Genomic DNA, 24,673 nt, shown 5'->3' with positions numbered 1-24,673 from the left:
CAGCCAATGATAAAGTGAATTTTTTTTCAATTATTCCTATGCCCTTTCAAATAATCTTTGTACCTTTGTGCGCTTGAATAAGAATACGCAATTAACAACCATAGAGATTATGAAAAAATACCTTCTTTTTACAATGATGGCTGCCACGATGGTGAGCTGTGCTCCCAAGGTAACATCCGAGATGCTGACGAATGACTTTCAGGCGCAACCTACAAACAAGGTCATGATTTATGGCCCTAAGGACAATGTGCCAGAAACAGCCAAAGCCATCGGTCAGGTGACTATTGACGGAAAGAAAACCTCATTAAGAGAACAATATGCCAGAGCCATAGACCTTGCTGTGACGGAGGCAGCTCATAGGGGCGGAAACGTATTGGTGGTTGATAATCGTGAAATCAAGGAGAACCGTCTGAAGGGTACGATAGCCTATACAAACGATAAGATTATAGACTCCCTGACACTCTCGGCCAATCGTGTGAAGCAATTGCAGCACATGCCGATATCCAGAAAGCCTGCGGATGTAAAACAGATGGGCGATAAAGAGCAGCAGGAAATAGCCCAGCAACAGGAAACGGCAAAGGTTGCAGAGGAGGAAAGACTGAAACCCGTATATCTGAAGCGTGATTCTATCTATAATGCTGATCCAGAGGCCTATGAGACTATGGAAAGAGAGAGAGAATTACAGGCGGAACTGATGCAGAAGGAAGATGAGTATAGCGCAAATTCAACGAAAGAAGAAGATCCTCTCGGCGGTATGTTTAAACTAAGCATAGGTCCAGCATGGACAACCTCTGATTCGGACAACTCGGGCTCATTCAAGCAGGGTTATGCTTTATCTCTGTCATTTACGAATAAAGGTTATAAAGCATACGGATTCGGAGGTGATTTTTATTTCAGCTATGCAGATGTAGAGAAGGCACCTCTTTTTAATGCATCTGGTTACACATTATTATATGCTGGTCCCTGTTTTGTGATTGGAGGTGACCTCGATAGCAGATTAAGTATAGATGCATATTTTGGTTTAGGTCTGGCCTATAGCTTGTACGGCGATAATTCAGAATTTGGCTATGGAGGAAGGGTCTCATTCGGACTTGAGTATAAGGTATCAGAGACTGCGGGGGTGGGCATAGACCTCCTAAGGCCATTTGCCAACGTGTCCCGTCCAGAAAATATTAAGCAGCTTGACGGCTTCGATGGTATTCGGCAATTCTGCCTCATGCTATCCGGCCGGTTCCACTTCTAGAAAATAATAATCCGCAGGCTCTGCTGAGCTTGCGGATTTCATTTTTTATGATTCTACACTTTCTCTTTTTCTTACTTTAAAAACATCTTTGCATTCTTGCAGATGTACATTGCCTCGATGGCTGCTACAGCCTCTACGGCCAGTGAAATAAATGTCAACGTCATAATCTTTCCCTTTCTCTAACTTTTTAATTCTTAATATGTTATCCTGTCTTTTTGTTATAGCTCCTCTCTTTGGAGCTCTGTTATCCTTTTGACGATGCAAAGGTACGACACTTTCTGATACGTTGTATCTCTTTGGCGCTATTTTCGAAAGAAAAAGTTATTTTATTTGACGCTTGTCAACACTTTGACATAGGTCAAAACAAGAGAAATACCAAATTTATTCGTTCATTTCAGAAAAAGTACGTATATTTGCAGCCTTAACAGGAAACCAATGGACGAACAGACAAGTAAAATCAGGAAGGACTATCTGCGCTACCTGCGCCTGCAGCGCAGCGTGTCGCCGAATACGTTGGAGGCGTATGCCCTCGACCTGGATAAGTTGCTTGTCTTCCTGGGTCATGAGGGGAAACGGGTGACGGATGTGGAACTGTCGGACCTGCAGACTTTTGCTGCCGGACTGCACGATGTGGGCATAGGTCCGCGCTCACAATGCCGCATACTGAGTGGGGTACGCTCGTTCTATCGCTTCCTTGTGATGGATGGCTATATGGATAACGACCCCACCGAACTGCTGGAGTCGCCTGTGCTGGGCGAACATCTGCCTGAGTTCCTGACGCCTCAGGAGGTGGACCAGTTGAAAGACTCTATCGACCTGTCAAAACCTGAGGGCCACAGAAACAGGGCTATTATCGAGGTGCTCTTCTCCTGCGGACTGCGTGTGTCGGAGCTGGTGAATCTGAAATGGTCGCAACTCTATGCCGACGAGCGCTATCTGCGTATCCTTGGCAAGGGTTCCAAGGAGCGCCTGGTGCCGATCTCTAATACAGCTCTGAGGGAGATAGAGAACTATCTGCCCTGGCGCAACTCGCTGAAGATAAAGCCTGGCGAGGAGGATTATGTCTTCCTGAACCGCCGAGGGGCACATCTCACGCGAGTGATGGTACTCATCATGCTGAAGACACAGGCCGAGGAGGCTGGCATCAAGAAAACCATCTCGCCCCACACCCTGCGCCACTCCTTTGCTACGGCGCTATTGGAAGGTGGTGCCGACCTGCGTGTCATTCAGGCTCTGCTGGGCCACGAGAGCATAGGCACCACGGAGATATACACCCACATGTCCATGCAGACCCTGCGTGACGAGGTGCTTAATCATCATCCAAGAAATATTATTCATTAATCATATCTATTAAAAAACCATTAACTATGATGACCAAGAAATTTTTGCTGACTGCCCTGATGGCTGTTTTCGCGCTGGGTATCCATGCGCAGGTTGAGGCTCCTAAAGACACACCCCAGTTGGAGTTTGCCTTGCAACTGAAGGTGACGCTGGGTGAGACCTTTGGTATCAACAATACGCAACATGGGCGTCGCACGGTGATTCCTATCACAGGTGGCACGTTTGAGGGCCCTGGTATCAAGGGTACGATTATCAGTGGCGGTGCCGACTATCAGTTGGCTAATGCCGACGGACGTACGGAGCTGGAGGCTATCTATTGTATCAAGACGGATGACGGCGTGTATATCCATGTGCGTAATCGTGGTATCATTGCCAACACCAAGGATGCCGACGGCAAGCCTTCGTTCTATTTCCGCTGTGCCCCTCAGTTTGAGGCACCTGCCGATAGTAAGTATGGCTGGCTGAACAACTCGCTGTTCCTCTGTGCTCCCTCGTTCTCGCAGGGCTTCAACGGCATAGTGCTGAATGTATGGCGTGTAAAATAAAATATTAATAAGACAATGAAAAAGTTTTTGATGACACTCGCAGCTCTCCTATGCTGCGTCATGACAACGGCAGTGTTTACCGCCTGTGGCGATGAGGATACGCCAACCACTTACAGGTATCAGGTTGCGTTGGACAAGAGAAGTAGTCAATACGTTGACCAGGTCCTCTATAACGCAACGGAAGAGAAGGAAGTGCTGGATGCGCTCAATCAGGCCATCAAGTACGACGGCACGGTGTACACGCACTATTCTGAGAAGCAGGATGACCTGATGAAAGCTGCCTGCGAGGCTGTGAAGAAGGAGTATGCGGACAAGGTGCCCAATAGTATCTATATGAAGTTCGACCTCTATCGTATTGACAGTGAGACTGGACAATCGGAGATGGCTGAGATTATCGGTTCTTACGAACTGGGGCAGGCGCTTACCAAACCTTATGTGACTTATTCTATCGTCACCAACCACGACGAGGCCTACAAGGCGCTGAAGACAAAGCAGGCTTCGCTCGATACAAAGGTTTATGAAGCCACTTTTAACACGCTGAAAACGCTGGTGGGTCTGCACACTGTGGTGACCGACACGCTTTCCTCTGGTGCCATCTCTACCAAGTATTATGACCTGCACTCTGTTTTCGAGGATCATTTCAAGGATATGTTTGGTAATCTGTATCTAGATTCTGAAAATGGCAGCAACACGATTATCAGCTATTGTGACTCTGTGGCTGACAGTCATGCCAACGATACGCTGACTGTTGAGGCTGTCGTAGCTATCCAGAAGACCAATTTCCTTACCAACGAATGTGCCGATGTATGGCGTAAGACTTTCCAGTCTAACTATCATAAATAAGTAATTGGATTTCAAAAAACAAAGTGGCCTGTCTGGGAATTCCCAAACAGGCCACTTGCTGTTTATTGTGTTTCTAGTCCATGAGGTCTTCCTCTTCCTCAGGTCTGTCTTCCTCGATAACCAGGTTGTCGATGATGAAGTTCTGGCGCTCCATGGTATTCTTACCCATGTAGTACTCCAGTAGTTTCTGCACCTGGTCAGTCTTGTGCAGGGTGACCTGTTCCAAGCGAATGTCTGGACCAATGAAGCCTGCAAACTCCTCAGGTGATATCTCGCCAAGACCTTTGAATCGGGTGATCTCTGGATCAGGACCCAACTCGCGGATGGCATTCACGCGCTCTTCCTCACTATAGCAGTAGCGCACGATGAAGTCGCCCTTCTTGCCTTTGGCATCTTCTGCAGCCAGCACCTGCTTGTTGCGAATCTTCGTGCGACGGTTGCGCACGCGGAACAGCGGCGTCTGCAGCACATAGACATGGCCCTCACGAATCAGTTCTGGGAAGAACTGCAGGAAGAAGGTGATAATAAGCAGGCGGATATGCATACCGTCCACATCGGCATCGGTAGCCACAATCACCTTATTATATCTTAGTGTGTCCATGCCTTCCTCAATGTCGAGGGCTGCCTGGAGCAAATTGAACTCCTCGTTCTCATAGACCACCTTCTTCGTCAGACCAAAGGTGTTCAGGGGTTTTCCTCGCAGAGAGAAGACGGCCTGTGTGTTCACATCACGGCTCTTGGTGATAGAACCACTGGCAGAGTCACCCTCAGTGATGAAGATGCACGACTCCTCCTTGCGGTCGTTTTTAGTGTCGCTGTAGTGGATACGACAGTCGCGCAACTTACGGTTGTGCAGGTTGGCCTTCTTTGCACGCTCACGTGCCAGTTTGGTGACACCAGCCATCGCCTTGCGCTCTTTCTCGCTCTCCTGAATCTTCTGCATCATCACCTCTGCCACATCAGCATTTTTATGCAGGTAGTTGTCCACCTCCGTCTTGATGAAGTCGCCCACATACTTGTTGATGCTTGGTGGGGCGGGATGTTCGGCATCGACCTGTGCAGGCATTGGTGCCATGGTGAGAGAACCGAGCTTAATCTTCGTCTGACTCTCGAACATCGGTTCCTCTACGTTCAGGGCGATAGCTGCCACGATACCTGTACGGATGTCGCCATACTCAAAGTTCTTTTGGAAGAATTCCTTGATAGTCTTGGCGATATGTTCCTTGAAGGCACTCTGGTGTGTACCGCCTTGCGTGGTGTGCTGACCATTGACGAAAGAGTAATACTCCTCGCCATACTGGTTGGCATGGGTGAATGCTATCTCGATGTCCTCGCCCTGCAAGTGGATGATAGGGTAGAGGGCATCAGCGCTCATGCGATCTTTCAGCAGGTCTTCCAGTCCATGGCGGCTGAGGATGCGTCGGCCATTGTACATGATGGCCAGTCCTGTGTTCAGGTAGGTATAGTTGCGGAGCATGTTCTCCACAATATCATTGTGGAACTGGTAGTTGATAAACAACGTGTTATCGGGCTCGAAGTAGATATATGTGCCGTTCTCGTCGTCGGTGGGTTCTGTGGTGTCTGTCACCAGCTTACCTTTTTCAAAGGTAGCCTTGCGCACCTGTCCGTCACGATAGGAGTGTACCTCGAAGTGGCTGCTCAGCGCGTTGACGGCTTTCACACCGACACCATTCAGACCGATAGACTTCTTAAAGGCTTTCGAGTCGTACTTACCACCCGTGTTCAGCACGCTGACGGCTTCAATCATCTTACCTTGAGGGATGCCTCGGCCATAGTCGCGCACAGAGACGCGGAGGTTGTCGTCCACATTAATCTCAATGCGGTCGCCAGCCTTCATCTTGAACTCGTCGATAGAGTTGTCGATAACTTCCTTCAGCAACACGTAGATACCGTCTTCTGCCAATGAGCCATCGCCCAGTCTACCGATATACATACCAGGACGCAGGCGGATATGCTCCGTACCGCTCAGAGTTCTGATATTATCATCATTATAATCAACGGTAGAACCGTCGACCACTGTTGTGAGGTTGTTTTCTTCTGCCATTATAGTTGCTTTTTATAACACCTGCGGCGTTTATGCTGTTCGTGATCGAAGTACATCCACTGGCTCTGTACCTTGCCATTGGTTTCCATCTCCACGTGTGTCTCGCCCCATTTGAAGCCGTACTTCTGATAGATGGGGATGAGGTCGTAGAACAGGAGGGCGTTGGCACCCTTGGCACGATATTCTGGAAGTACACCAATAAGCAGACAGTCTACAACGTCGGTCTTCTTGAACTTCAGGGCACGGATGATGTGCCACCAGCCAAAAGGCCAGAGACGGCCGTTGCGGCATTTCTGCAAAGCCTTGGTCAGCGAGGGAATGGTGATACCCACGCCGATACAGTCGTGGTTGGGTGTGTTCCAGTCCTCGATGACGCAGATCAGATCCAGTTCAATGAACTTAAAGTACATATCCACATACTCGTCTATCTGTTTCTCCGACATCTGAGAGTAACCGTAAAGGTGACCGAAGGTCTTGTTGATAACCTCGAAGACACGGTGACCATATTTCTCAGGACCGAAGATGTCCTGTTTGGTCAACTTCCTGACGTGCAGGTTGTAGCGCTCCATGGTCAGCTCTGCCACGCGTTTCATCTTTTCGGGCATGCCGCTCTCAGGTACAAAGACCTTATACTCAACGTAGTCGTTATCTTTCTCGTAGCCCTCCATCTGCTCCATCAGACGGGGATAGTATTCATAATTATACAGGGTAGCCATGGTGCCGAGCTGGTCGAAACCGTAAGTTAGCATACCCTCTGGATCCATATCCGTGAAGCCCAGCGGACCGATGATTTCCTTCATGCCCTTTTGCTTACCGTATTCCTCTACGGCATTCAGCAAGGCACGCATCACCTCTGCATCGTCAATGAGGTCCAGCCAGCCAAAACGGACGCAGGGGCGCTGCCACTGCTCGTTGTATCTGTGATTGATGATGGCAGCCACGCGACCTACTACCTTTCCGTCGCGATAAGCCAGAAAATATTCTGCCTCACAGAAATCAAAGGCCGAGTTCTTGTCACGACTCAGCGTATTCACTTCATCTCTGTACAGGTTGGGTGCATCAAATTGATTTCCACGATACAGATCATAATGCAACTGAATAAAGGTGTCTAGACCGCGCTTGTCGGTCACACGCTTAATCTCTATAGATGACATTTTTACGGTTTTTTGTTAAATAATGCACAAAGGTAGCAATTTTTCGTGATATATCAACATAAAAAAAGGATTTTTAGCAACTTTTCTTGCCATTTCAAGATTATTTATTATCTTTGCACGCAGAAATTCTAATTTTAACAACAAACCTATAGTGTAATGAAAACCAAGAACCTATTGACTGCAGCTGTAGCGCTGCTCATGGCTGGTGCCGCACAGGCTCAGACCAACACGTGGACCTCGTATTCCTTCATTGAAGCACAGGGTGGTGTACAGCTGACTTCCACCAATGCTCCTATGGACAAACTGATCACGCCTACGGCAGCTCTGTCGTTTGGCCATTATTTCACACCCGTTGTCGGTGCTCGTCTGCACGTCAACGCATGGCAGTCGAAGAGTGGTCTGGCATCTACTGGGCAGTACTACAAATGGAAGTATGTGACTCCAGATTTGGACTTGTTGGTAAACCTGACCAACCTTTTTGGCAAGGGTTCTGACCACGCCCTGAATGTGATTCTGTTGGGTGGTGTAGGTTTGAACTACGCATGGGATAATGATGAGTTGAAGGATTTGAACTTGCCTGCTAACACAATGCCTTTGGCATGGGATAAGAATCGCCTGGGTCACAACCTGCGTGCCGGTTTGCGTCTGGAGACCAATCAGGCTAAACCCTTTGGCGTGTCTCTGGAAGTTAATGCCAACTCACTGGACGACCGTTTTAACTCGAAGACCAATGATAAAGACGATTGGATGTTCACTGCTATGCTGGGCCTGAACTTCCGTTTCGGTCATAAGAAGGCAGCTCCACGCTATGTGACCAAGACTATCGAGGTGATTGACACCTTCGAGGTCGATGAGCCTATCACCATCAAGGTGAAGGAGAAGCAGCCCAAGACAAAGACTGAGACTAAGCATATGAAGATGAATGAGGCTATCTTCTTCAAGATTCGTGAGAGCGATGCCAACGCAGCCAGCGGTATTGATGAGGCTATCAAGAAGGTGGCTGAGCTGATGAAGTGCAGCGACGACGCAATGTTTACCGTTACGGGTTATGCTGATAAGGGTACTGGCTCTGCTAAGATGAATAAGAAATACGCTAAGCAGCGTGCTGACGATGTGGCTAAGAAGCTGGTTGAGCAGTACGGACTGGATGCAAAGCGCCTGAAGACCGACTCAAAGGGTGACACCGTTCAGCCTTTCGAGGAGAACGATAAGAACCGTTGTGTTATCGTGACTGGTGAGGGTACCTTCCGCATCACAACCACTGAGATGGTTGAGGTAGAGGTTGAGAAGCAGAGCACCAAGAAAGTGCAGAAGACCAAGACCCGCGAGGTGCAGATTCAGGAAGAAATCAAGTAATATATTTTCTTAGAGGTGCTGACAGATGATCAGCACCTTTTTTCCTTCTGTGAGGGTGGTAGCGAAGATATAGTCGTTGCCACCCTCACTTAGTTTCAGGCGTTTACGGAGGTCGGCAACGGACATGGGGAAATTACGTACGGAGATATTGGCCTGACGGATATCTCTCAGCGCTTGTTTCAACTCTTGTTTGTTCATCGAGGTGACAGCGGTGACGCGGAATTTCCTTCCAGGGAAATCTTCGATGACCTGGTCTGAGGCAAACAGGTGACTGTTGGGCGCCAACTGGCTAACCTCGAATGCCTGTTCTATCTCAGCAAAACAGCCAGCCTTCATGATAGAGGCATTGGGCTCGTAGAGGAAGGATGAGGGATGAGGGATGAAGGATGAAGGATGAGGGATGAGGGATGAGGGATGGTATGAGAATACGGCATCGTCGTTGACGCAATAGACGGTGAAGGGCTTTGCAGGTTGTTGTTGCATGATGATAAGCAGTTCCTTGCACTCGTTTTGTACAGAGACAATGTGTACTTCCTTGATATACTGTTCTCCCAGGTCGCTGATAGCTTTATGCCAGTCGAGCATGGGCGATAGCTTCAGCATCACCACATCAGCCTTCTGAAGCAGTTCGTCTTTGATTTCCAATACATTGGGTGTGCAGTCGCTGATGCCGTAGGTGCGTGCGCCATGATGATCCCTGCGTGCAGGGTCCATGAAAATCATGGAGACATGATCAAGGCGATGGAGCACCTCCAGTCCGTCCTCGTTAAGACACTTAGCTTTAGGTGCCAGGATCTTCATGTTGGCCGACGATATAGCAAATAACTCACTATTCCTCTCCACATAAGTCGCCTCGTCAAATGCCTCACTCATAAAATCGAAATCCACCCCGAACCCCCCAGTTAGATCCACCAGGGTCTTAGGTGATGGGTGACTGCTGCATATTCTTGCTTTATACCTCGCCGTCTGTTCGCTGGAGCATTGCTCCATATTCAGGTGAGGCGGATAAAGAATGCCGTCGAGAGCTGCCCATGAGGGCAACTTCCGACGGGCTGTCTGTCTGCCCGCAATCTGCCGGATCGCTGCGTCAAGATCTACGTCCTTGTCGCGACACCCTTTGAGTGCCAGCTGACGGATATCGGCATTGAGGTTCTGCTCGATAAAATCGCGGGTCTTATCGTTCATTTACTTCAAAATCACTTTACGGCCGTTAATGATGTAAAGACCCGTTGAGGGGTTCTGTACACGACGACCCTGCAGGTCGAAAATCTTCTTTTCCGTTGACAGGTTAATGTCCTGAATGCCTGAGGGATCGTAGATAGCCAGCGTCACCTTCACAGAGAGCATCTTGATATGATTTGCAGCAGCACCAAATGTTACGCTGTTGGCCAGTCCTGTCCATGTGTAGCCATCGATGGCGCCACCACCATTCAGGAGCAATAGTTCCTTACTGCTATCCTTGGTGACAAACTCCAGTTTCACCATCTCGCCACTGCCAGACTCCACTTTCAGTTCATTACCACCATACATACGAATCTGTTCGCTGTTGCAGTACATATTAGCACTAGACCCCAGAGAGTATGTGATAGTGATACCGTTCTCGCTACCTGTCAGCACATCTGCGCCACTGCTGGGTCTTGACCCCGTCCAGTTGACACCAAAGAAAGTGTTGTTCAGCGCAATCTCACCATCTACCGGTTTATCGCCACTACCTGCCTCGATAACATACGTAGCAGTTGTGGTGGTGCTGTACATACCATCCAGATAGGCCACAGCCTTGATGGTGGTGGTCTCTGTCAGGTTAATACCATCGGTGGTGTAGAGCGTGCTGTTGACAGAAGGCTCTGTGCCGTCGAGCGTGTAGTAGATGCTGGCACCTGTTGTGCTGCACGACAGTTTCACGTTGACACTGTTTGTATAAGTGCCGGCCATGGGCGAGAACGCAGGATCCTCTACACGGTCAGGATCGGGCGGTGTGACGGTGCCCGTGCCGTCGTAGTTGTCATAGCTGAACGCCTCTTCCTTCTTACTGCCCCATACGTACTCCTCCAGTCCAGGGTAATCTACAAACGGGTTGCGGTTGCCCTGCACTTCCTGTACGGCATTGTTGCGAGCCGTCTCAACAGCATCTACAGGGTCGTTTTTGGACCAGCGCATCATCATATCCATGCACCAGGCATCTAGCCCCTGATACTTGTCTGATGAGAAGACCTGCGTGGCACTGCCTTTTGTCCAGTTGGTGAAACGGTCCTCGTAGCAGGTCACCATATAGAAATAGATACGGGCGATGTCGCCTTTGATCTCGTCGTTGGGCTCAAACACCGTGCCAGAGTAACCAGGTGTCTTACAAGAGCCGAGCTTTGAGTAACCGTTGTTTGAGGTGTAAGTGGCATTACCCACCTCACCGAATGGATAGCTGCTGCGACGATTATTCACGTAGCAGTCGGTAGGCAGCACATGTACGATGTCCGATTTCATTGGACTTGCTTCGCTGAACCAACTCTGTGGAACGGAGTGTTCGCGGTTCCACCCAGCCCCTTCACTGGCGTTGCCGTTGCGGTCGTTCCATGTATAATTCGTCGCATTCGAATACCAGTCACGTATTTTCCCGTCAGTACGTGTGTCGGTCTTATGGTAGGCATCAATCAGTCCGTTGTAGCTCACCACATCGGGGTTCTTGATAATATTAAAAAGTGCTGTTTTCAGGGCTTCGCCTTTTTTGCCATTGGCTGCCTGATAGTAAGTACCTGAGTTGTTGGGCCCTTGTGCCCAGATGCTGACGACGCATAGTATCAGCAGAAGAGTTAGTGAAAATGTTGCTTTTTTCATAATATGGTTACAAAATCAATCTTTTTCCGTTCTTGATATAGACGCCCTTTGTCAGGTTGTTGTCGTTAATGCGTCTGCCTGATATGGTATAGGTGCCTTTGTGCTGTGTGTCATGGTTGTTGATGGATTGGATACCTGTTGGCGAGGCAACGGTAATCTTCACCTTGGCTATCTGAATGTGCTTGTTGGCATTCGCCTCCGGCCAACTGCTGGTATAGGTCGATGTGAACATCACCTCGCTGGCTTGTCCTCGCCAAGTGTTACCCTCCATCTGTCCTGTCAGTGGAATCAGTTCTTTGTCGTCGGCCTTGGCAGGAATCGTGAACTCAATACTGGTTATCTCGTTTTTGTGGGCCCTAAAGGTCAGCACGTTCTTGTTGTACAGACGGATATGTGTGGAGTCGCTATACAACTTGCTGCCCTCGATGCCATAAGAGAGGATGATATCTATGCCGTTCTGACTGGCAACCAGCGGTGTGCGGGTATAGTAATTGCGCATGTTCTTATTGCCGGTCCAATCCACGCCGAAAGTTTTCTCATTCAGGATAATCTCACAGTTGGTAGCCGGTTCTCCTTCGTTGGGCGTATCGCCACCGTAGTTGAATGCCACTTCTTTCTTGCTGCCCCAGATATAATCCTCTAGTCCGGGATAGTCAACAAAGGGGTTGCGGTTGCCCTGCAACTGATAGATGGCTTCGTTGCGGTCTATCTCTTTCTGGCTCACGGGGTCTTCCTTAGCCCATCGCATCAGCATGTCAAAAGCCCACTGCGCAAAAGGCTGGTAGCCGTCTTCGCTCTCAGCGTCAAACATGTCACTGGTCCAAGTGCCAGCCACTGGCTCATAGCAGGTGACCATATAGAAATAGATACGTGCCAGGTCGCCCTTATACTCATTGTTGGGCTCAAACACTCGTGTCTTCGAGGCGTTTGCACCCATGTATTCTTTCCATCCTGGAGTGCCGCATCCTCCTTTCTTGCTTTGCTTACTAAAGCCATTAGCCGACTGCCAGTCCACCTTTGCCGAGTCTGTAATCTCGCCATAGGCATTATTCGAACGCTTATTGTTCACCGTGCCGTCTGTAGGTATTACGTGCACGATATCCGAATACATCGGTTTCACGTCCGCATAGGTCAGTCCGCTACTGTTTCTCTCCGTGGGGTTAAACCAGCTCTTGGGCATGGAGTGCTCGCGCTGGAATCCACTGACGCCCTCGATGGAGTTTTTATGTGTGGGGAAGTCAATCCTATAGCGCGAGATATCAGAATACATATCCCAGATGATGAGGCTGTCGCCCATGGGTCGTGCATCGGAAATCTTATATGCGTTCCACAAGGAGTCGTAGTGTACCACATCCGGATTCTTCAAAATCTGGTAGAGCGCCGTCTTCAGTTCAGCACCTTTCTTTCCGTTGGCTTGATAGTAGTAATAGCCCGTATTGGCAGGTGCCTGTGCATAGGCCACGCCAACAATCGTCATAATGAGTGCTAATGCAAAAAAATTTTTTTTCATACGTATGGATTTTGAAGACGATGCAAATTTAATCAATTTATCTCACATGGAGAAACAAATATGTAAAAAACTAAAATATTACAAGGCTTTTGAAACATAAACAAAAACATTATTTGAAAAAAAGTCCTACCTTTGCACGCAAAATCGATATTAAAACTATAAAAAAACTATTGTAATGCTTAAATTAAACCAAACCATTTCTTGTCTGGCAATGACAGCTCTCAGTCTTTCGCCCCTGGCGCTGAAAGCACAGCTGTCCTCTAATCCTGACAAATTCTTAGGTAATATTACCACCCGCTATCAGATGGATGCCGGAGGTGGGGTTCCTGTTTATTATAAACTCTGGAATCAGGTGACCCCTGAGAATGAATCTAAGTGGGGCTCTGTGGAGGGTACACGCAACTCCTACAACTGGGGGTGCGACAATGCGTTCAATTATGCCAAGAGTCATAACTTCACTTACAAGTTCCATGCGCTGGTATGGGGAGCACAGTATCCCGACCGTTGGTTTAACAGCAACTTGTCTGTCACCGAACGTTTCATTGCTATTGAAAACTGGTTTAATCAGGTTAAGAAGAAGTACAACCATCTGCCCATGATAGATGTGGTCAACGAGGCTATCGATGGCCACCAGGCAGGCAACCCCCTGATGAAGGAGTCGCTGGGTGGCGGCGGTAAGACAGGCTACGACTGGCTGATCAAGGCTTTCGAGATGGCGGGAGAACGTTTCCCTAACTCTATTCTGATTTACAACGACTTCAATACTTTCCAATGGAACACCGACCAGTATATCACACTGGTACAGGCCATACGTGATGGTGGTGCGCCTATCGATGCCTATGGTTGTCAGAGTCATGATCTGACCGACTGTAAAGTAGAAAATTTCAAGTCTTCAGAGACCAAGATTCAGAATGCCCTGAAGATGCCGATGTATAGCACGGAGTATGATATTGGTACTGCTGACGATAACCTCCAGCTGCAGCGTTATAAGGAGCAGATTCCTTATATGTGGGAGAAGCCTTACTGCGCCGGTATCACCCTGTGGGGCTATGTCTATGGTGCCACCTGGACAACAGACGGTAACTCTGGTCTTTATAAAAATGGTGTGGAGCGTCCTGCCATGACCTGGCTGAAGGAATATATGGCCAGCGACAAAGCCAAGAATGCCAAGAGTCCTTTCCCTGGCATGAAGAAACGTGTGGGCGTGTATATCAAAGCCAAGGACTTCAAGATGGCCAAGGGTGACACGCAGTCTATCAAGGTGCGCACCATCATTACTGACGATGCTAAGGCCGAGAAGGCCGATATCGCCATCGACTCTGTGAAGCTCTACGATGGTACTACGCTCATCGCTAAGATGACCGAGGAACCTTATATTGCTGAATATACTGGCAAGACAGCAGGTACGCGCACACTGAAGGCAGTGGTCTATACAAATGATGAAAAGACCTATGAGCGCACCTCACGTATCACCGTACAGTCTTCTACCATCAAGCGTGAGCCTTATCATGGCGAACCAGTTTCCCTGCCTGGTGTCATCAATGCTGCTGAGTTCGACAAGGGTGCTTCTGGCGTCACCTATAGTAATGCGCCGTTCAATTATAGCACACGTGCCTCAAACTCAGCCACAAAGACCGACGGATGGATGGAATATACCGTTGACGTGAAAGAGACGGGCATCTATCAGTTTGATGCCGAGGTGGCTGCTGTCAAGACGGGTGGCGCCTTCCATATCTCTGAGTATGGACTCGATGACCTCACCTTCTACACCAGTATTATTGAGGTGCCTGCTACGGGTGCTACCGATAACTTCCAGCAGTTGCACGGCGTGTTCAGAAAAGAGCTTACTGCTGGTCGCCACACGCTTTGCCTGAATACCGACAAGGCTGGCTTTTATATCCGTAATATCAGCATCACTCCTTATGCAGAGGACAAGACAATGACCTGCACCGTGACGCGCACACCTACTACTGTGCAGGTGGGTGAGAAAACCACTATCAAGGTCACTGCTTCCTCGAAGACCAGCACCATTGCCCAGGTGAATGTCTATGCCAACGGCCTTCTTATCGGCACGCTGACCGAGGCTCCCTATACGTTGGAGTATGTGCCTACAGTCTATGGTAAACAGCAAATCACGGCTATTGCTATCGATGCTGATGGTAAGTCGAAGACTTCAACGGCTCAGGTGCTCACCGTCAATCCTAAGCGCGAGCCTTATGCCAGCGCTATCTCTATCCCTGGTACATTGCAGGCCGAGAACTTTGATGTTGGTGGCGAGGGCTATTCTTATCACGATACCAGCACGGCCAACGAAGGTGATGCCAACTTCCGTACCAATGATGGTGTGGATGTGGTAAAGGGTAACAACGGTAAGGCTATCGGTTATACAGAGGCTGATGAGTGGATGGAATATACCGTCAATGTGAAAGAGACTGGTAAATATACCTGCGAGGCTGTTGTCTCTTCTGGCGTGACAGGCTCAAAATTCATTATCCAGCGTGTCTTGGGCAGCTCAAAGACGCTACTTGCCACCATCAATGTGCCGCAGACGGCCAACAACGATTGGGGCACGTATAAATCAGTGACACAGGATATTTCTACCACCCTGTCTGCAGGTGAACATGTGTTACGCATCACCATCAAGGGTAAGCAGTGCAACATTGATAAGCTAATCTTCACCCTGAAACAGAGTACGGGCATTCATGATATTGAGGCCGATGCTCAGTCGGCACCTATCTATAACCTGAGGGGTCAGAAGGTGTCTGAGGGCTATAAGGGCTTCGTTATCCGCAACGGCCGTAAGGTTCTGAAGCGATAAGACACCTGCACGGATGATATAATCTGATGGACAAGATAAAAACCAAACGGGTATTCGTTTTCAAGAGGTTACCTCTGAAAAAGGACTATTATGCAATCTGCTTGTTTGGCTTTATCTTGTCCATCAGACCTTTAAATGCCGTAGAGACCAACCATGAGTCCATCCATGCCGCCCAACAAAAGGAGTTGCTCTACGTTCCCTTTTTTATCTGGTATGGCATAGAGTGGCTGGTACTTTACCTTAAATATCGCGATGCCAACAAGGCCTACTTCCATATCCGTTTTGAGGAAGAGGCCTATGCCCATCAGTCAGATCTCAGCTATCTGAAAACCAGGAAGCATTACCGATATAAATAACCCTTTTTATCCTAATAGCTTGCGGGTGTCCTCAAGGATGCCCGTTAGTTCGTCCATCTTGGCAGCACGCAGCATGGCGATGCGTGTCTGACGGAAGTTGGGGATGGCCTTGAAGATGGGGGTGGCTGCAAGGTGGCGACGGGTGTGCAGGATGCCACGGGTCTCATCGATACGTTCCACGTTGATGCGCAACTGCTCTTCCAGCACGTCCAGTTTCTCGTTGAAGCCGAAACTCTCGTCCACTATGTTATGATCCAGATAGTCGCGTATCTCCTTGAAAATCCAGGGGCGGCCAAAGGTGGCACGACCCACCATGATAGCATCGACACCATAACGCTCGAAAGCCTGCTTGGCCTCTTCGGGTGAGGTGATGTCGCCATTGCCGATGATGGGGATATGGATGCGGGGATTGCGCTTCACCTCACCAATCAGGGTCCAGTCGGCCTCGCCTGTGTACATCTGGGCACGGGTGCGACCGTGGATAGTGAGAGCCTGGATACCACAGTCCTGCAGTTGCTCAGCCAGTTCGGTGATAATCAGTTGGTCCTGATTCCAACCCAGTCGGGTCTTCACGGTGACGGGCAGTTTCACGGCATCCACCACCTTTCGCGTAATTTCCAGCAATTTGGGGATATTCTGCAACATGCCAGCACCGGCACCCTTGCCAGCTACCTTCTTTACAGGACAGCCAAAGTTCAGGTCGATGAGGTCGGGACCTGCCTGTTCCACTATCTTTGCTGCCTCTACCATCGCATCCACGTCGCGTCCGTAGATTTGAATGCCCACGGGGCGCTCCTCGTCGCTGATGGTCAGTTTTTGCTGGGTGGATTTCACGTCGCGTATCAACGCCTCGGCCGATACAAATTCTGTATATACCATTGAGGCTCCGAACCGCTTACAAAGCAGTCGGAACCCAATATCTGTAACGTCCTCCATCGGTGCCAGGAACACCGGTTGGGGGCCAAATTCTAAGTTACCTATCTTCATTCTGTTTGCAAAGGTAATGCATACCGAATGAAAATGCAAATTTATTTCTTGCTTTTAATAAAAAAATATGTTACCTTTGCATCGTCAGAAACAATAACTAATCCAAAAGTGGAAGGCTATATTCAAAAATTATCTAACGGCAAGTTGAAACGCTATGTGCAGTTTTTGGAGATTTCGGATGATCCGGAATTGATGGCACAGTACCGCTATTGGCACTCAGAGGCGCATCACTGGCAGGAGATACGGGAAGGTATCCGTGCTGTCGGTATTCTTGAGATGGAGATTTATATGATTCATAATCAGTTGGTTATGATTGTTGATACGCCTGTAGATTTCAACTGGCAGGAGGCGATGAGCAAGTTGGCAACCTTGCCCAGACAGGCTGAGTGGGAGTCCTTCGTGGCGCGTTTCCAGGGCTGTAGTGCCGATGCTCGTAGCGATGAGAAATGGCAACCGGCAGAGCGTATTTTTCAACTTTATGAAGACTAAGAAATGATGCATTTACCCATAGAGTCATTTAATTTTCAGATGCTGAATGTGGGGCTGGCCCACCATGATGGCGACTGGAACTGGAAGCATGTCAGTTCGCCCTTCACGCGTATCTACTATGTGAAGGAAGGTGAGGCACAAATACATCTGCCTAAGCAGGTTGTGAGGTTGCGGCCAGGTTATCTTTATATTGTACCAGCCTATACCTTGCATTCGTATGAGTGCAAGGGTCTGTTCGTACATTATTACCTCCATGTGTATGAGGGATTCAAAAGTGAGATGAACCTGATGGAGCAGTATGATTTTCCTATTGAGGTGCCTGGTAGCCATGATGACGAACTGCTTTTGCAACGTATGTGTGAACAGCATCCGCAGGCACAGCTGCCCTCGAGTAATCCGCAGACGTATGATAATGCGGCGCAGTTTACAGACTATGTGAGACGGTATCGCGATATACCCTTATGGCAGAAGATGGAATTGCGTGGCAGTATCCTGATGCTCTTCTCACGTTTTCTGCGTGCGGCGGTACCCCATGTATGGACCATGGATGAACGTATGAAACGGGTGCAGGAGTATATTCATTCTCATATCTGCGAGGCGATTGATATAGAGGACTTGTCAGATGTGGCGTGCGTCACAAAGCCGTATCTTATCCGACTCTTTAAAAAGGAGTTTGGCACCTCGCCTGTGCAGTATATCAATAATAAAAAAGTGGAGCGTGCCCAACTGTTGCTTTATACCACCGATATTCCTGTAAAGGAGGTGGCCTATGAACTGGGATTCAATGACCATAGTTATTTTATCCGTATGTTTCGTAAGGTGACGGGCATCACACCGCAGGAATACCGCAGACAGTTGCGGGCATAGCAGTATCAGGGAAATGACAAGAGAGGGAGAGATCTATAAAGTGACGCTGGTGGGCAGCATTGGTAATCTGCTGCTCGTGGTGTTTAAGTTTATTGCCGGCATACAGGGAAACAGTGCGGCGATGATAGCTGATGCCGTGCACTCGCTGTCCGACTTCATCACAGATGTTATCGTGATTATCTTTGTGGGCATTAGTGCCAAACCGCAGGATGAGTCGCACGACTACGGTCATGGGAAGTTTGAGACGCTGGCTTCTTTCTTCGTGGCCTTGGCATTATTAGGTGCTGCTGGTGGCATCATTGTGTCAGGAGGAGGAAAACTGATGGATTGGCTCAGCGGCGCAGATTTGGAAGCGCCTGGTATGTTGGCATTATGGGCAGCACTGCTTTCTATTGCTGTGAAGGAGGTACTGTATCAATATACGGCTGTGAAAGGCAGACAACTGGATTCGCAGGTGATGATAGCCAATGCGTGGCACCACAGGAGTGATTCGCTCTCGTCGATAGGTGCTGCCATCGGTATTGGTGGTGCCATCTGGCTTGGTAACCGTTGGACGGTGCTCGACCCCTTGGCTTCTGTTGTGGTGGGTCTGATGTTGGTGAAGGTGGCGTATGACTTGCTGAAGATCAACATCGGCGAGCTAACAGAATGCTCGTTACCAGCGGATACTGAGGAGGAGATAGTGAGAATCATCGAGTCGGAACCAGGTGTGAGTGAGCCGCATCATCTGCGTACCCGTCGCATTGGTAACCGTATTGCCATTGATACGCATATCCGCCTGGATGGTAATATGTTGCTGAGTGAGGCGCATCAGAAGACAACAGCCATTGAACACAGGCTGAAGGAACGGTTTGGTGCACAGACGCACGTCACCATTCACATGGAGCCTGTGAAGAGGGCATAGCTAGATACGGATTCTCCAGATGGCACGGCTATCACTTCAGCAGATGATAGGTGCCACCAGCCAACGGACGTATCACGCCTTTCATCTCCATTTGGAAGAGGAGGGCAGTAAGTTGACCGATAGGTATATTCGTCTTGACAGATAACTGGTTGAGTTGGAAATCGCCGAATTCATCGAGAATTCTGGCGATTTTCTGTTCTTCTTCGCTTAGTTCTGGGAAGATGCTGCGCTCAATGCCCTTGGCTTGCGCCTGTTTCAGCTGGGCGTCATTCTGCCACCCCATGGCTTTGACAAAATCCTCTGCACAGGTAATCAACGAGGCCCCATTATCACGGATAAGGTTGTTGCACCCCTCGCTATAGGGTGCACCTACTGGTCCAGGGAAAGCAAATACTGATCGGTCATAATCCATCGCGATGCCTGTGGTGATGAGACCACCGCCTTTAGAGGCACTCTCCACCAGGATGGTGGCGTCGCTCATGCCTGCCACGATGCGGTTACGCTTTACGAAGTTGAGCTTATCGGAACGGGTCTCTGTCATATACTCTGTGAGCAATCCGCCTTGTCTCAACATCTGTTTTGCCGTTTCCCGATGAGCACTTGGGTATATCTCGTCGAGTCCGTGGGCCAGTACACCTACGGTCTCGTAACCATTTTCCAGGGCCTGGCGATGGGCACAGATATCTACGCCGTAGGCCAATCCGCTAACGATGAGCACCTCAGGACAGAGTCGTTTCAGGTCTCTGACGAAACGGCGTATCAGGTCTTGTCCATAGGCAGTACAATGTCGGGTGCCAATGATATTGATGACGCGTCGCTGGTTCAGTGGGGCCGAGCCCATATAATATAAGAGGATAGGGGCATCAGGACATTCGCCAAGGCGTTGAGGATAATCCTCCGTCTCCAGTAATAGCGGTTTGATACCATGTTTGGTAATAAACTCCATCTCCTGGGCGGCACGTGCCAACGGGAGGGTCCAGTCTTTCAGACTCTCTGACAGTCGGTCGCTGCACTCGGGCATCACGTCCTTGATATCAAGGCGATGCTCATAAACGGCCTGTCCGCCTCCCACCTCTCTGTAGAGGTGCAGGGCAGTCTGGAAGTTGAAACCCGTCATACGGGTTAAGGCAATGGTATAGTAGACTTCCTGTTCGTTCATGCCTGGATATACTTCTCAAAAGCTGCGTCATACTCGGCACTATTGCCCAGACGACCATTGATGAGACATACCAATTCAATCTTTCCGCGGAAACAGAGCTGTTCGTCGCTGGCACGATAGATATCCTGATGAAACACGTATTTGATGCCTTCCTTCGTGAGGTTCAGGCGTGAGATAAACTCGTCATCAGGACGCAGGGGCACCTTGTATTGCAGTTGCATGCGTGCCACCACGGCATCCACACCCTTTTCGTGCATCTCAGCAAACGAGAGACCGCACTCCTTTAGGAACAGGTGACGTGTATGCTCACAATAATGTACATACTGCGCATTATTTACAATGCCTTCAATGTCGCATTCATAGTCGCGCACTTCCATGCGCGTTTCAAAGATATATTTCATTTTCTTATAAGATATTCATAACCTATTCTGCAGCGCAGACAGTCCCTGCGGTCACAGTATTCCTTCTTCAGTTGGATAAGTGCCTGACTGTCGCCTGCTGTCTGCACCTCCAGTCCGCATTCCTTCCACATACGTATGATATGATTCTCTTCTGCCTTGAGCTGTTCCAGCAAGTCGAAGGCGCGATCGCACAAATCCTCTCTCTGACGATGCCTGCCCACGGCAAAGAGCATGGGGATGGCGGTGTTGATAATCATCAGGTTTGACGACGTGATGGATGTTTTCTTCGTACTTCGTGGTCCCTCGGCACCAAACATATAGTGCGTCTCCCAATAGGGCGTCACATGCGTTTGCAGCAACTGGCGCAACTGTTCTATGGTCTCACATTCCAACAATGCACTCAGTCCGGCCTTGCGCTCATAGTAGAGGTTGGCCAGTTGGGCGATGCGGATATAGGGAAAGTTCTGCGGACGCAGACGAAGGAAGTGCCAGGGCGCAAAGTCCATTGGCGTCAGCGAGAATTTATGAGCCAGGTAGAGGTATTCGTTGCGCAGTTTGGTGAAGTAGCCCTCGTTAAGTGCTGCTATCTGATAGCGCTCAGGGATGCTTTCCAGTTGCAGCAGTCCGGCCTGTCCCATGAAGATTGCCTCTATCTGAAACAAGTCATCACGATGTTTGTCAACAGCATGCAGGGGTACGTTTTTTGCCCACATCTCAAAGGCATCTCCATTGATGCCGAAGCCATAGTTGCGTGCCAGGGTGACGAAATAGCCGTCTTCCCATGAACCATTACATTGCTCCACACGTTTGAATATGGCCTCTGTCTTCTGTTCCAGTCGTTCCGTTTGCAGGGCTGCCAGCCACGAGTGCACTTGCAGTCGTGTGAGGTCCGGGATGACTTTGTAGCAAGGTGGATACTGGTCGTTATGGAGCAGTTCGTTGTAGTTCTCTTTCAATGTGTCTGGAATCTGCAACACCATCTGTGGCAGATAGTTGCCGTCTTGTGTCTTCACATCCATATCGGCATTGGCCACCACATGGAGTATCACATTATTATAACGTACATCGCGATCGTGTCCATGACGATACCAGTCGCTTGAACTGAGATGTATTTCTATGTTACCTACCCATAGCGTGCCACTGATTTTTACCTTGGCATTAAAGAAGTCTGGCCCTGAATTGCGATTCAGCAATCCAGGATCCAGTATCTCGACGACGCGTCCGTCGGTGGTCTCTAAATCACCGAGAGGCAGCATCTTATGTTTCCAGACGTAATGAAGTAGTCGTTCCATAGTGATAAACGGATAACCCTTATAGCTCTATGACGCGCAAGGAGTACGGGGGCAACGTCGTGGGCTCGTTGGTCTCAATCTCTGTCGTTTTAGCTTTCTGGTCGTCAATAGCACCAGTGAACTGCTGACACTTCACCGTGGCAGGCAGGTTGATGCCCTCAACATGAATCTTCAGGGTAGAGGGGAGGGCATTGACCAGTTTGAGATAACGCTTGCCGGTCTTGGAGTCGCGCACCACGCTGGCACCAATGCGATGGGCTAATTGAGAATCGAGATTTGAGAACTGCGATTTTATATACCTGTCGCCACCATAAACGCTGAAGAGGCGCTGTATCTCGTAGGCAGGTGTGGTGCGGATATGCGTGTTAGAGAAATAAATCATGTCGGGGTTCCAGTTGGAATGACCGTCCTTGCTGAGCATGGGAGCATACGACGTCATCTCCACCACGTCGCCATTGCGCTCAATATCCGTGAGGTAGAGGGCTTCTGCCAATGCTGTCTCCACATTAGGACGCTTCACATGGGTTGAGGCTGCCCACTCGCCCAGATAGACTTTCGCCGCCGAGCGGTCGTAACTATCATAGTAATCGCGGTTGTGCATAAACCATCCCGTGCTTTCGTAATAGTGCTCGTCAACCATATATTGCAGGTCGGGGTGCTTCTTGGTGAAATCCCAACCCTCGGTATAATCAGCTGAAGGACTGTGGAAAGGACCTACTGTGCCACATATCTTGATATCTGGATAACGCTCACGCACAGCCTTACAAATCATCTCATAGCGCTCCTCGAAGACCGTAGAGATGATGTCCTCGTTGCCCAGACCCAGGTATTTCAGGTTGAATGGCTTCGGATGACCGGCATCGGCACGCATCTTAGCCCATTCGTTGGTGGCTGGGTCGCCGTTGGCCCACTCAATCAGATTGCAGATTTCCTCCACATAGGCAGGCATATCTGCCATTGGAATACCTCCCTGTTGTCCACCGATACCCTCTGCGTTATTAGCTGAGTTCTGACAGGGAACGCCTGCTGCCAACACAGGAAGTGGTTCGGCACCGATATCCTCGCAGAACTGGAAATACTCGAAGAATCCCAACCCACGTGTCTGATGGTAGTTCCAGATGTTGAAGTCGGGCTTACGACTCTGGAGTGGCCCCACCGTATGATTCCAATGGTAGATGTTCTCCAGACCCTGACCATGACTCATACAGCCACCAGGGAAACGCACGAACTTAGGATGCAGGTCGGCAATAACCTGGGCGAGGTCCTTTCGCAAGCCGTTCTTACGGCCCATAAAGGTCTCCTGTGGGAAAAGCGACACCATATCGACACCTACACGGGCCACCTTTTGGGGGATGATGACCAGACGGCCCTTCTCGTCGCTGGCTTTAGCCTTGAGTACCGTAGAGAACTGTTGCCAGTCGGAGGCACGGGTCTTTAACTTGCTCTGAGCCAGCACCTGACCTTTCTGACCAACCAGCTGAATGAGGAAGTCCTGCTTCTGACCTCCAGCAAAGACAAACATGGAAAAGTCGTATTTTTTGCCCTTTTCAACGACGATACCATCCCATCCCTCGTTCCAAAGCGTATCCATCGCCATGATGACATAGTGGGGATTGTTGGGATGCAGGGGATGCTCGCTGCTAATCTCGATAGGTTTGTTAGAGTGCCATGCGGTAGAGGCATTCCATCCGCGATGGTCCTTTGAGGTATATTCGAAGTCACGGTTCTGTATGAGTTCGGCATAGAGGCCGCCATCAGCCGCATAACTGATATCCTCGAAGAAGATGCCAATGAGTTTGTCGCTGATGTTTTTTTCCTGATTGGGAGAAACGGTCAGGGTGGTATTTATCACCGATGGAATCGATAATTTTTGCGCATCGTCGTGCATTCTCTCATTGGTAGGTGCCCATTTCTCTCCTTGCAGACGGAAGTCGTCACGTACACGTTGCACTTCAGCATCAGTCATCGTAAAAATCTGACCTGTCTGCTGTTCTCCCTTAATACTAACGGTATCGCGATGCCATAGTCTGACATCTGCCTTAACGGCTTCATCGCCGATGAAATGGCGGAAATCTGCATCTGCGCTGATGCGACGCGTGTCACCATTGGCTGTCTGGTAATACACCTTGAAAGCATCACCTTCAGCTACAACAACAGGGTTCTTGCACTTCTGACTGTTCACGCGGGGGTAGTCCTGTGGGCGCCATGTTACGAGGTCACGACTATATGAGGCGCCGAAGAGTGGAGCGATATCGTTGAGCTGGAACACCAGACGCCAAGAGCCGTCGTTAGCACGACAAAGCGAGGGATGGTACATCTTCTTCTCAGCACCCCATGTGCCATAATCCGAAGAACACAGTCGACCAAGGTCGTCCCAAGTGTCATTCTCGAGCACGGCCATGCGCAGACCACCATTGGGATTAGGTGAGTAGAAGAATACTTTTTTCTGGGCGTTGAGGCTTGTTGCAGCCAGCGAAATTGCTACAAACAGTAGCATACTCCTGAATTTCATAC

General features: G+C 49.4%; 20 protein-coding genes. 10 read left to right on the top strand and 10 right to left on the bottom strand.

The features are described from left to right. The first annotated feature begins 109 nt into the window (after positions 1 to 109). The 4 genes from L6468_RS14285 (at position 110) to L6468_RS14270 (ending at position 3,972) form a co-directional block, all read left to right on the top strand. Positions 110 to 1,243, top strand: coding sequence for a hypothetical protein (locus L6468_RS14285; protein WP_237793716.1), 1,134 nt, complete (start codon positions 110 to 112; stop codon positions 1,241 to 1,243). 435 nt (positions 1,244 to 1,678) lie between these two features. After that, positions 1,679 to 2,584, top strand: a complete 906-nt coding sequence (locus tag L6468_RS14280) for a site-specific tyrosine recombinase (RefSeq protein ID WP_237793715.1) — start codon at positions 1,679 to 1,681, stop codon at positions 2,582 to 2,584. Positions 2,585 to 2,610: 26 nt separating this feature from the next. Continuing rightward, on the top strand, positions 2,611 to 3,129 hold the full coding sequence (locus L6468_RS14275; RefSeq protein WP_237793714.1) for a DUF3237 domain-containing protein: 519 nt from the start codon (positions 2,611 to 2,613) through the stop codon (positions 3,127 to 3,129). A gap of 15 nt (positions 3,130 to 3,144) precedes the next feature. After that, positions 3,145 to 3,972, top strand: coding sequence for a hypothetical protein (locus tag L6468_RS14270; protein ID WP_143005729.1), 828 nt, complete (start codon positions 3,145 to 3,147; stop codon positions 3,970 to 3,972). Between the two features lie 73 nt (positions 3,973 to 4,045). Here the strand turns inward: L6468_RS14270 and L6468_RS14265 are convergent, their stop codons facing one another. Then, positions 4,046 to 6,037: a DNA topoisomerase IV subunit B gene (locus tag L6468_RS14265; RefSeq protein WP_091853191.1), complete on the bottom strand. Its 1,992-nt coding sequence runs from the start codon at positions 6,035 to 6,037 to the stop codon at positions 4,046 to 4,048. Next, positions 6,037 to 7,191 (bottom strand): N-acetyltransferase, encoded by a 1,155-nt coding sequence (locus tag L6468_RS14260; protein WP_237793713.1) that lies wholly within the window; start codon positions 7,189 to 7,191, stop codon positions 6,037 to 6,039. Before L6468_RS14260 ends, L6468_RS14265 begins: the two co-directional genes overlap by 1 nt. 156 nt (positions 7,192 to 7,347) lie before the next feature. Here L6468_RS14260 and L6468_RS14255 point away from each other — a divergent pair, with 156 nt between their 5' ends. Next, positions 7,348 to 8,547, top strand: a complete 1,200-nt coding sequence (locus L6468_RS14255; RefSeq protein ID WP_237793712.1) for an OmpA family protein — start codon at positions 7,348 to 7,350, stop codon at positions 8,545 to 8,547. Between the two features lie 9 nt (positions 8,548 to 8,556). Here L6468_RS14255 and L6468_RS14250 read toward each other — a convergent pair whose 3' ends face one another. Genes L6468_RS14250 through L6468_RS14240 form a run of 3 tightly spaced genes read right to left on the bottom strand, consistent with a single transcriptional unit; the run spans position 8,557 to position 12,886 of the window. Continuing rightward, entirely contained in the window at positions 8,557 to 9,732 is a 1,176-nt protein-coding gene (locus tag L6468_RS14250; RefSeq protein ID WP_237793711.1) for a THUMP-like domain-containing protein, read from the bottom strand. After that, on the bottom strand, positions 9,733 to 11,376 hold the full coding sequence (locus tag L6468_RS14245) for an endonuclease (protein ID WP_237793710.1): 1,644 nt from the start codon (positions 11,374 to 11,376) through the stop codon (positions 9,733 to 9,735). A gap of 7 nt (positions 11,377 to 11,383) precedes the next feature. After that, positions 11,384 to 12,886, bottom strand: a complete 1,503-nt coding sequence (locus L6468_RS14240) for an endonuclease (protein ID WP_237793709.1) — start codon at positions 12,884 to 12,886, stop codon at positions 11,384 to 11,386. A 175-nt stretch (positions 12,887 to 13,061) separates the two neighbouring features. Here L6468_RS14240 and L6468_RS14235 point away from each other — a divergent pair, with 175 nt between their 5' ends. Then, the gene (locus L6468_RS14235; protein WP_237793708.1) at positions 13,062 to 15,704 is read left to right on the top strand and encodes an endo-1,4-beta-xylanase; all 2,643 of its coding nucleotides are present in this window, start codon (positions 13,062 to 13,064) and stop codon (positions 15,702 to 15,704) included. A gap of 26 nt (positions 15,705 to 15,730) precedes the next feature. Continuing rightward, positions 15,731 to 16,060, top strand: a complete 330-nt coding sequence (locus L6468_RS14230; protein WP_091813254.1) for a hypothetical protein — start codon at positions 15,731 to 15,733, stop codon at positions 16,058 to 16,060. A 6-nt stretch (positions 16,061 to 16,066) separates the two neighbouring features. Here the strand turns inward: L6468_RS14230 and dusB are convergent, their stop codons facing one another. Continuing rightward, positions 16,067 to 17,047 (bottom strand): tRNA dihydrouridine synthase DusB, encoded by a 981-nt coding sequence (dusB, locus tag L6468_RS14225; RefSeq protein WP_091853203.1) that lies wholly within the window; start codon positions 17,045 to 17,047, stop codon positions 16,067 to 16,069. A 108-nt stretch (positions 17,048 to 17,155) separates the two neighbouring features. Here dusB and L6468_RS14220 point away from each other — a divergent pair, with 108 nt between their 5' ends. Genes L6468_RS14220 through L6468_RS14210 form a run of 3 tightly spaced genes read left to right on the top strand, consistent with a single transcriptional unit; the run spans position 17,156 to position 19,307 of the window. Further along, complete coding sequence (locus tag L6468_RS14220) at positions 17,156 to 17,536, top strand: L-rhamnose mutarotase (protein WP_237796686.1); 381 nt, start codon at positions 17,156 to 17,158, stop codon at positions 17,534 to 17,536. Between the two features lie 3 nt (positions 17,537 to 17,539). After that, positions 17,540 to 18,403: an AraC family transcriptional regulator gene (locus L6468_RS14215; protein WP_237793707.1), complete on the top strand. Its 864-nt coding sequence runs from the start codon at positions 17,540 to 17,542 to the stop codon at positions 18,401 to 18,403. A gap of 13 nt (positions 18,404 to 18,416) precedes the next feature. Beyond that, a complete protein-coding gene (locus tag L6468_RS14210) occupies positions 18,417 to 19,307 on the top strand; it encodes a cation diffusion facilitator family transporter (RefSeq protein WP_237793706.1) in 891 nt (296 codons plus the stop codon). Between the two features lie 31 nt (positions 19,308 to 19,338). Here L6468_RS14210 and dprA read toward each other — a convergent pair whose 3' ends face one another. Genes dprA through L6468_RS14190 form a run of 4 tightly spaced genes read right to left on the bottom strand, consistent with a single transcriptional unit; the run spans position 19,339 to position 24,671 of the window. After that, positions 19,339 to 20,466 carry a DNA-processing protein DprA gene (dprA, locus tag L6468_RS14205; RefSeq protein WP_091853207.1) on the bottom strand — a complete coding sequence of 376 codons (1,128 nt, stop codon included), beginning with the start codon at positions 20,464 to 20,466 and terminating at the stop codon, positions 19,339 to 19,341. Then, entirely contained in the window at positions 20,463 to 20,867 is a 405-nt protein-coding gene (locus L6468_RS14200) for an acyl-CoA thioesterase (protein WP_091813267.1), read from the bottom strand. Before L6468_RS14200 ends, dprA begins: the two co-directional genes overlap by 4 nt. Then, a complete protein-coding gene (locus L6468_RS14195; RefSeq protein ID WP_237793705.1) occupies positions 20,864 to 22,159 on the bottom strand; it encodes a DUF2851 family protein in 1,296 nt (431 codons plus the stop codon). Before L6468_RS14195 ends, L6468_RS14200 begins: the two co-directional genes overlap by 4 nt. Positions 22,160 to 22,178: 19 nt before the next feature. Next, positions 22,179 to 24,671 carry an alpha-L-arabinofuranosidase C-terminal domain-containing protein gene (locus tag L6468_RS14190; protein WP_237793704.1) on the bottom strand — a complete coding sequence of 831 codons (2,493 nt, stop codon included), beginning with the start codon at positions 24,669 to 24,671 and terminating at the stop codon, positions 22,179 to 22,181. Positions 24,672 to 24,673: the final 2 nt, after the last annotated feature.

This window comes from Prevotella communis (genome assembly GCF_022024115.1).
Classification (GTDB): domain Bacteria; phylum Bacteroidota; class Bacteroidia; order Bacteroidales; family Bacteroidaceae; genus Prevotella; species Prevotella communis.
This window is presented reverse-complemented; position numbering and strand designations above follow the sequence as displayed.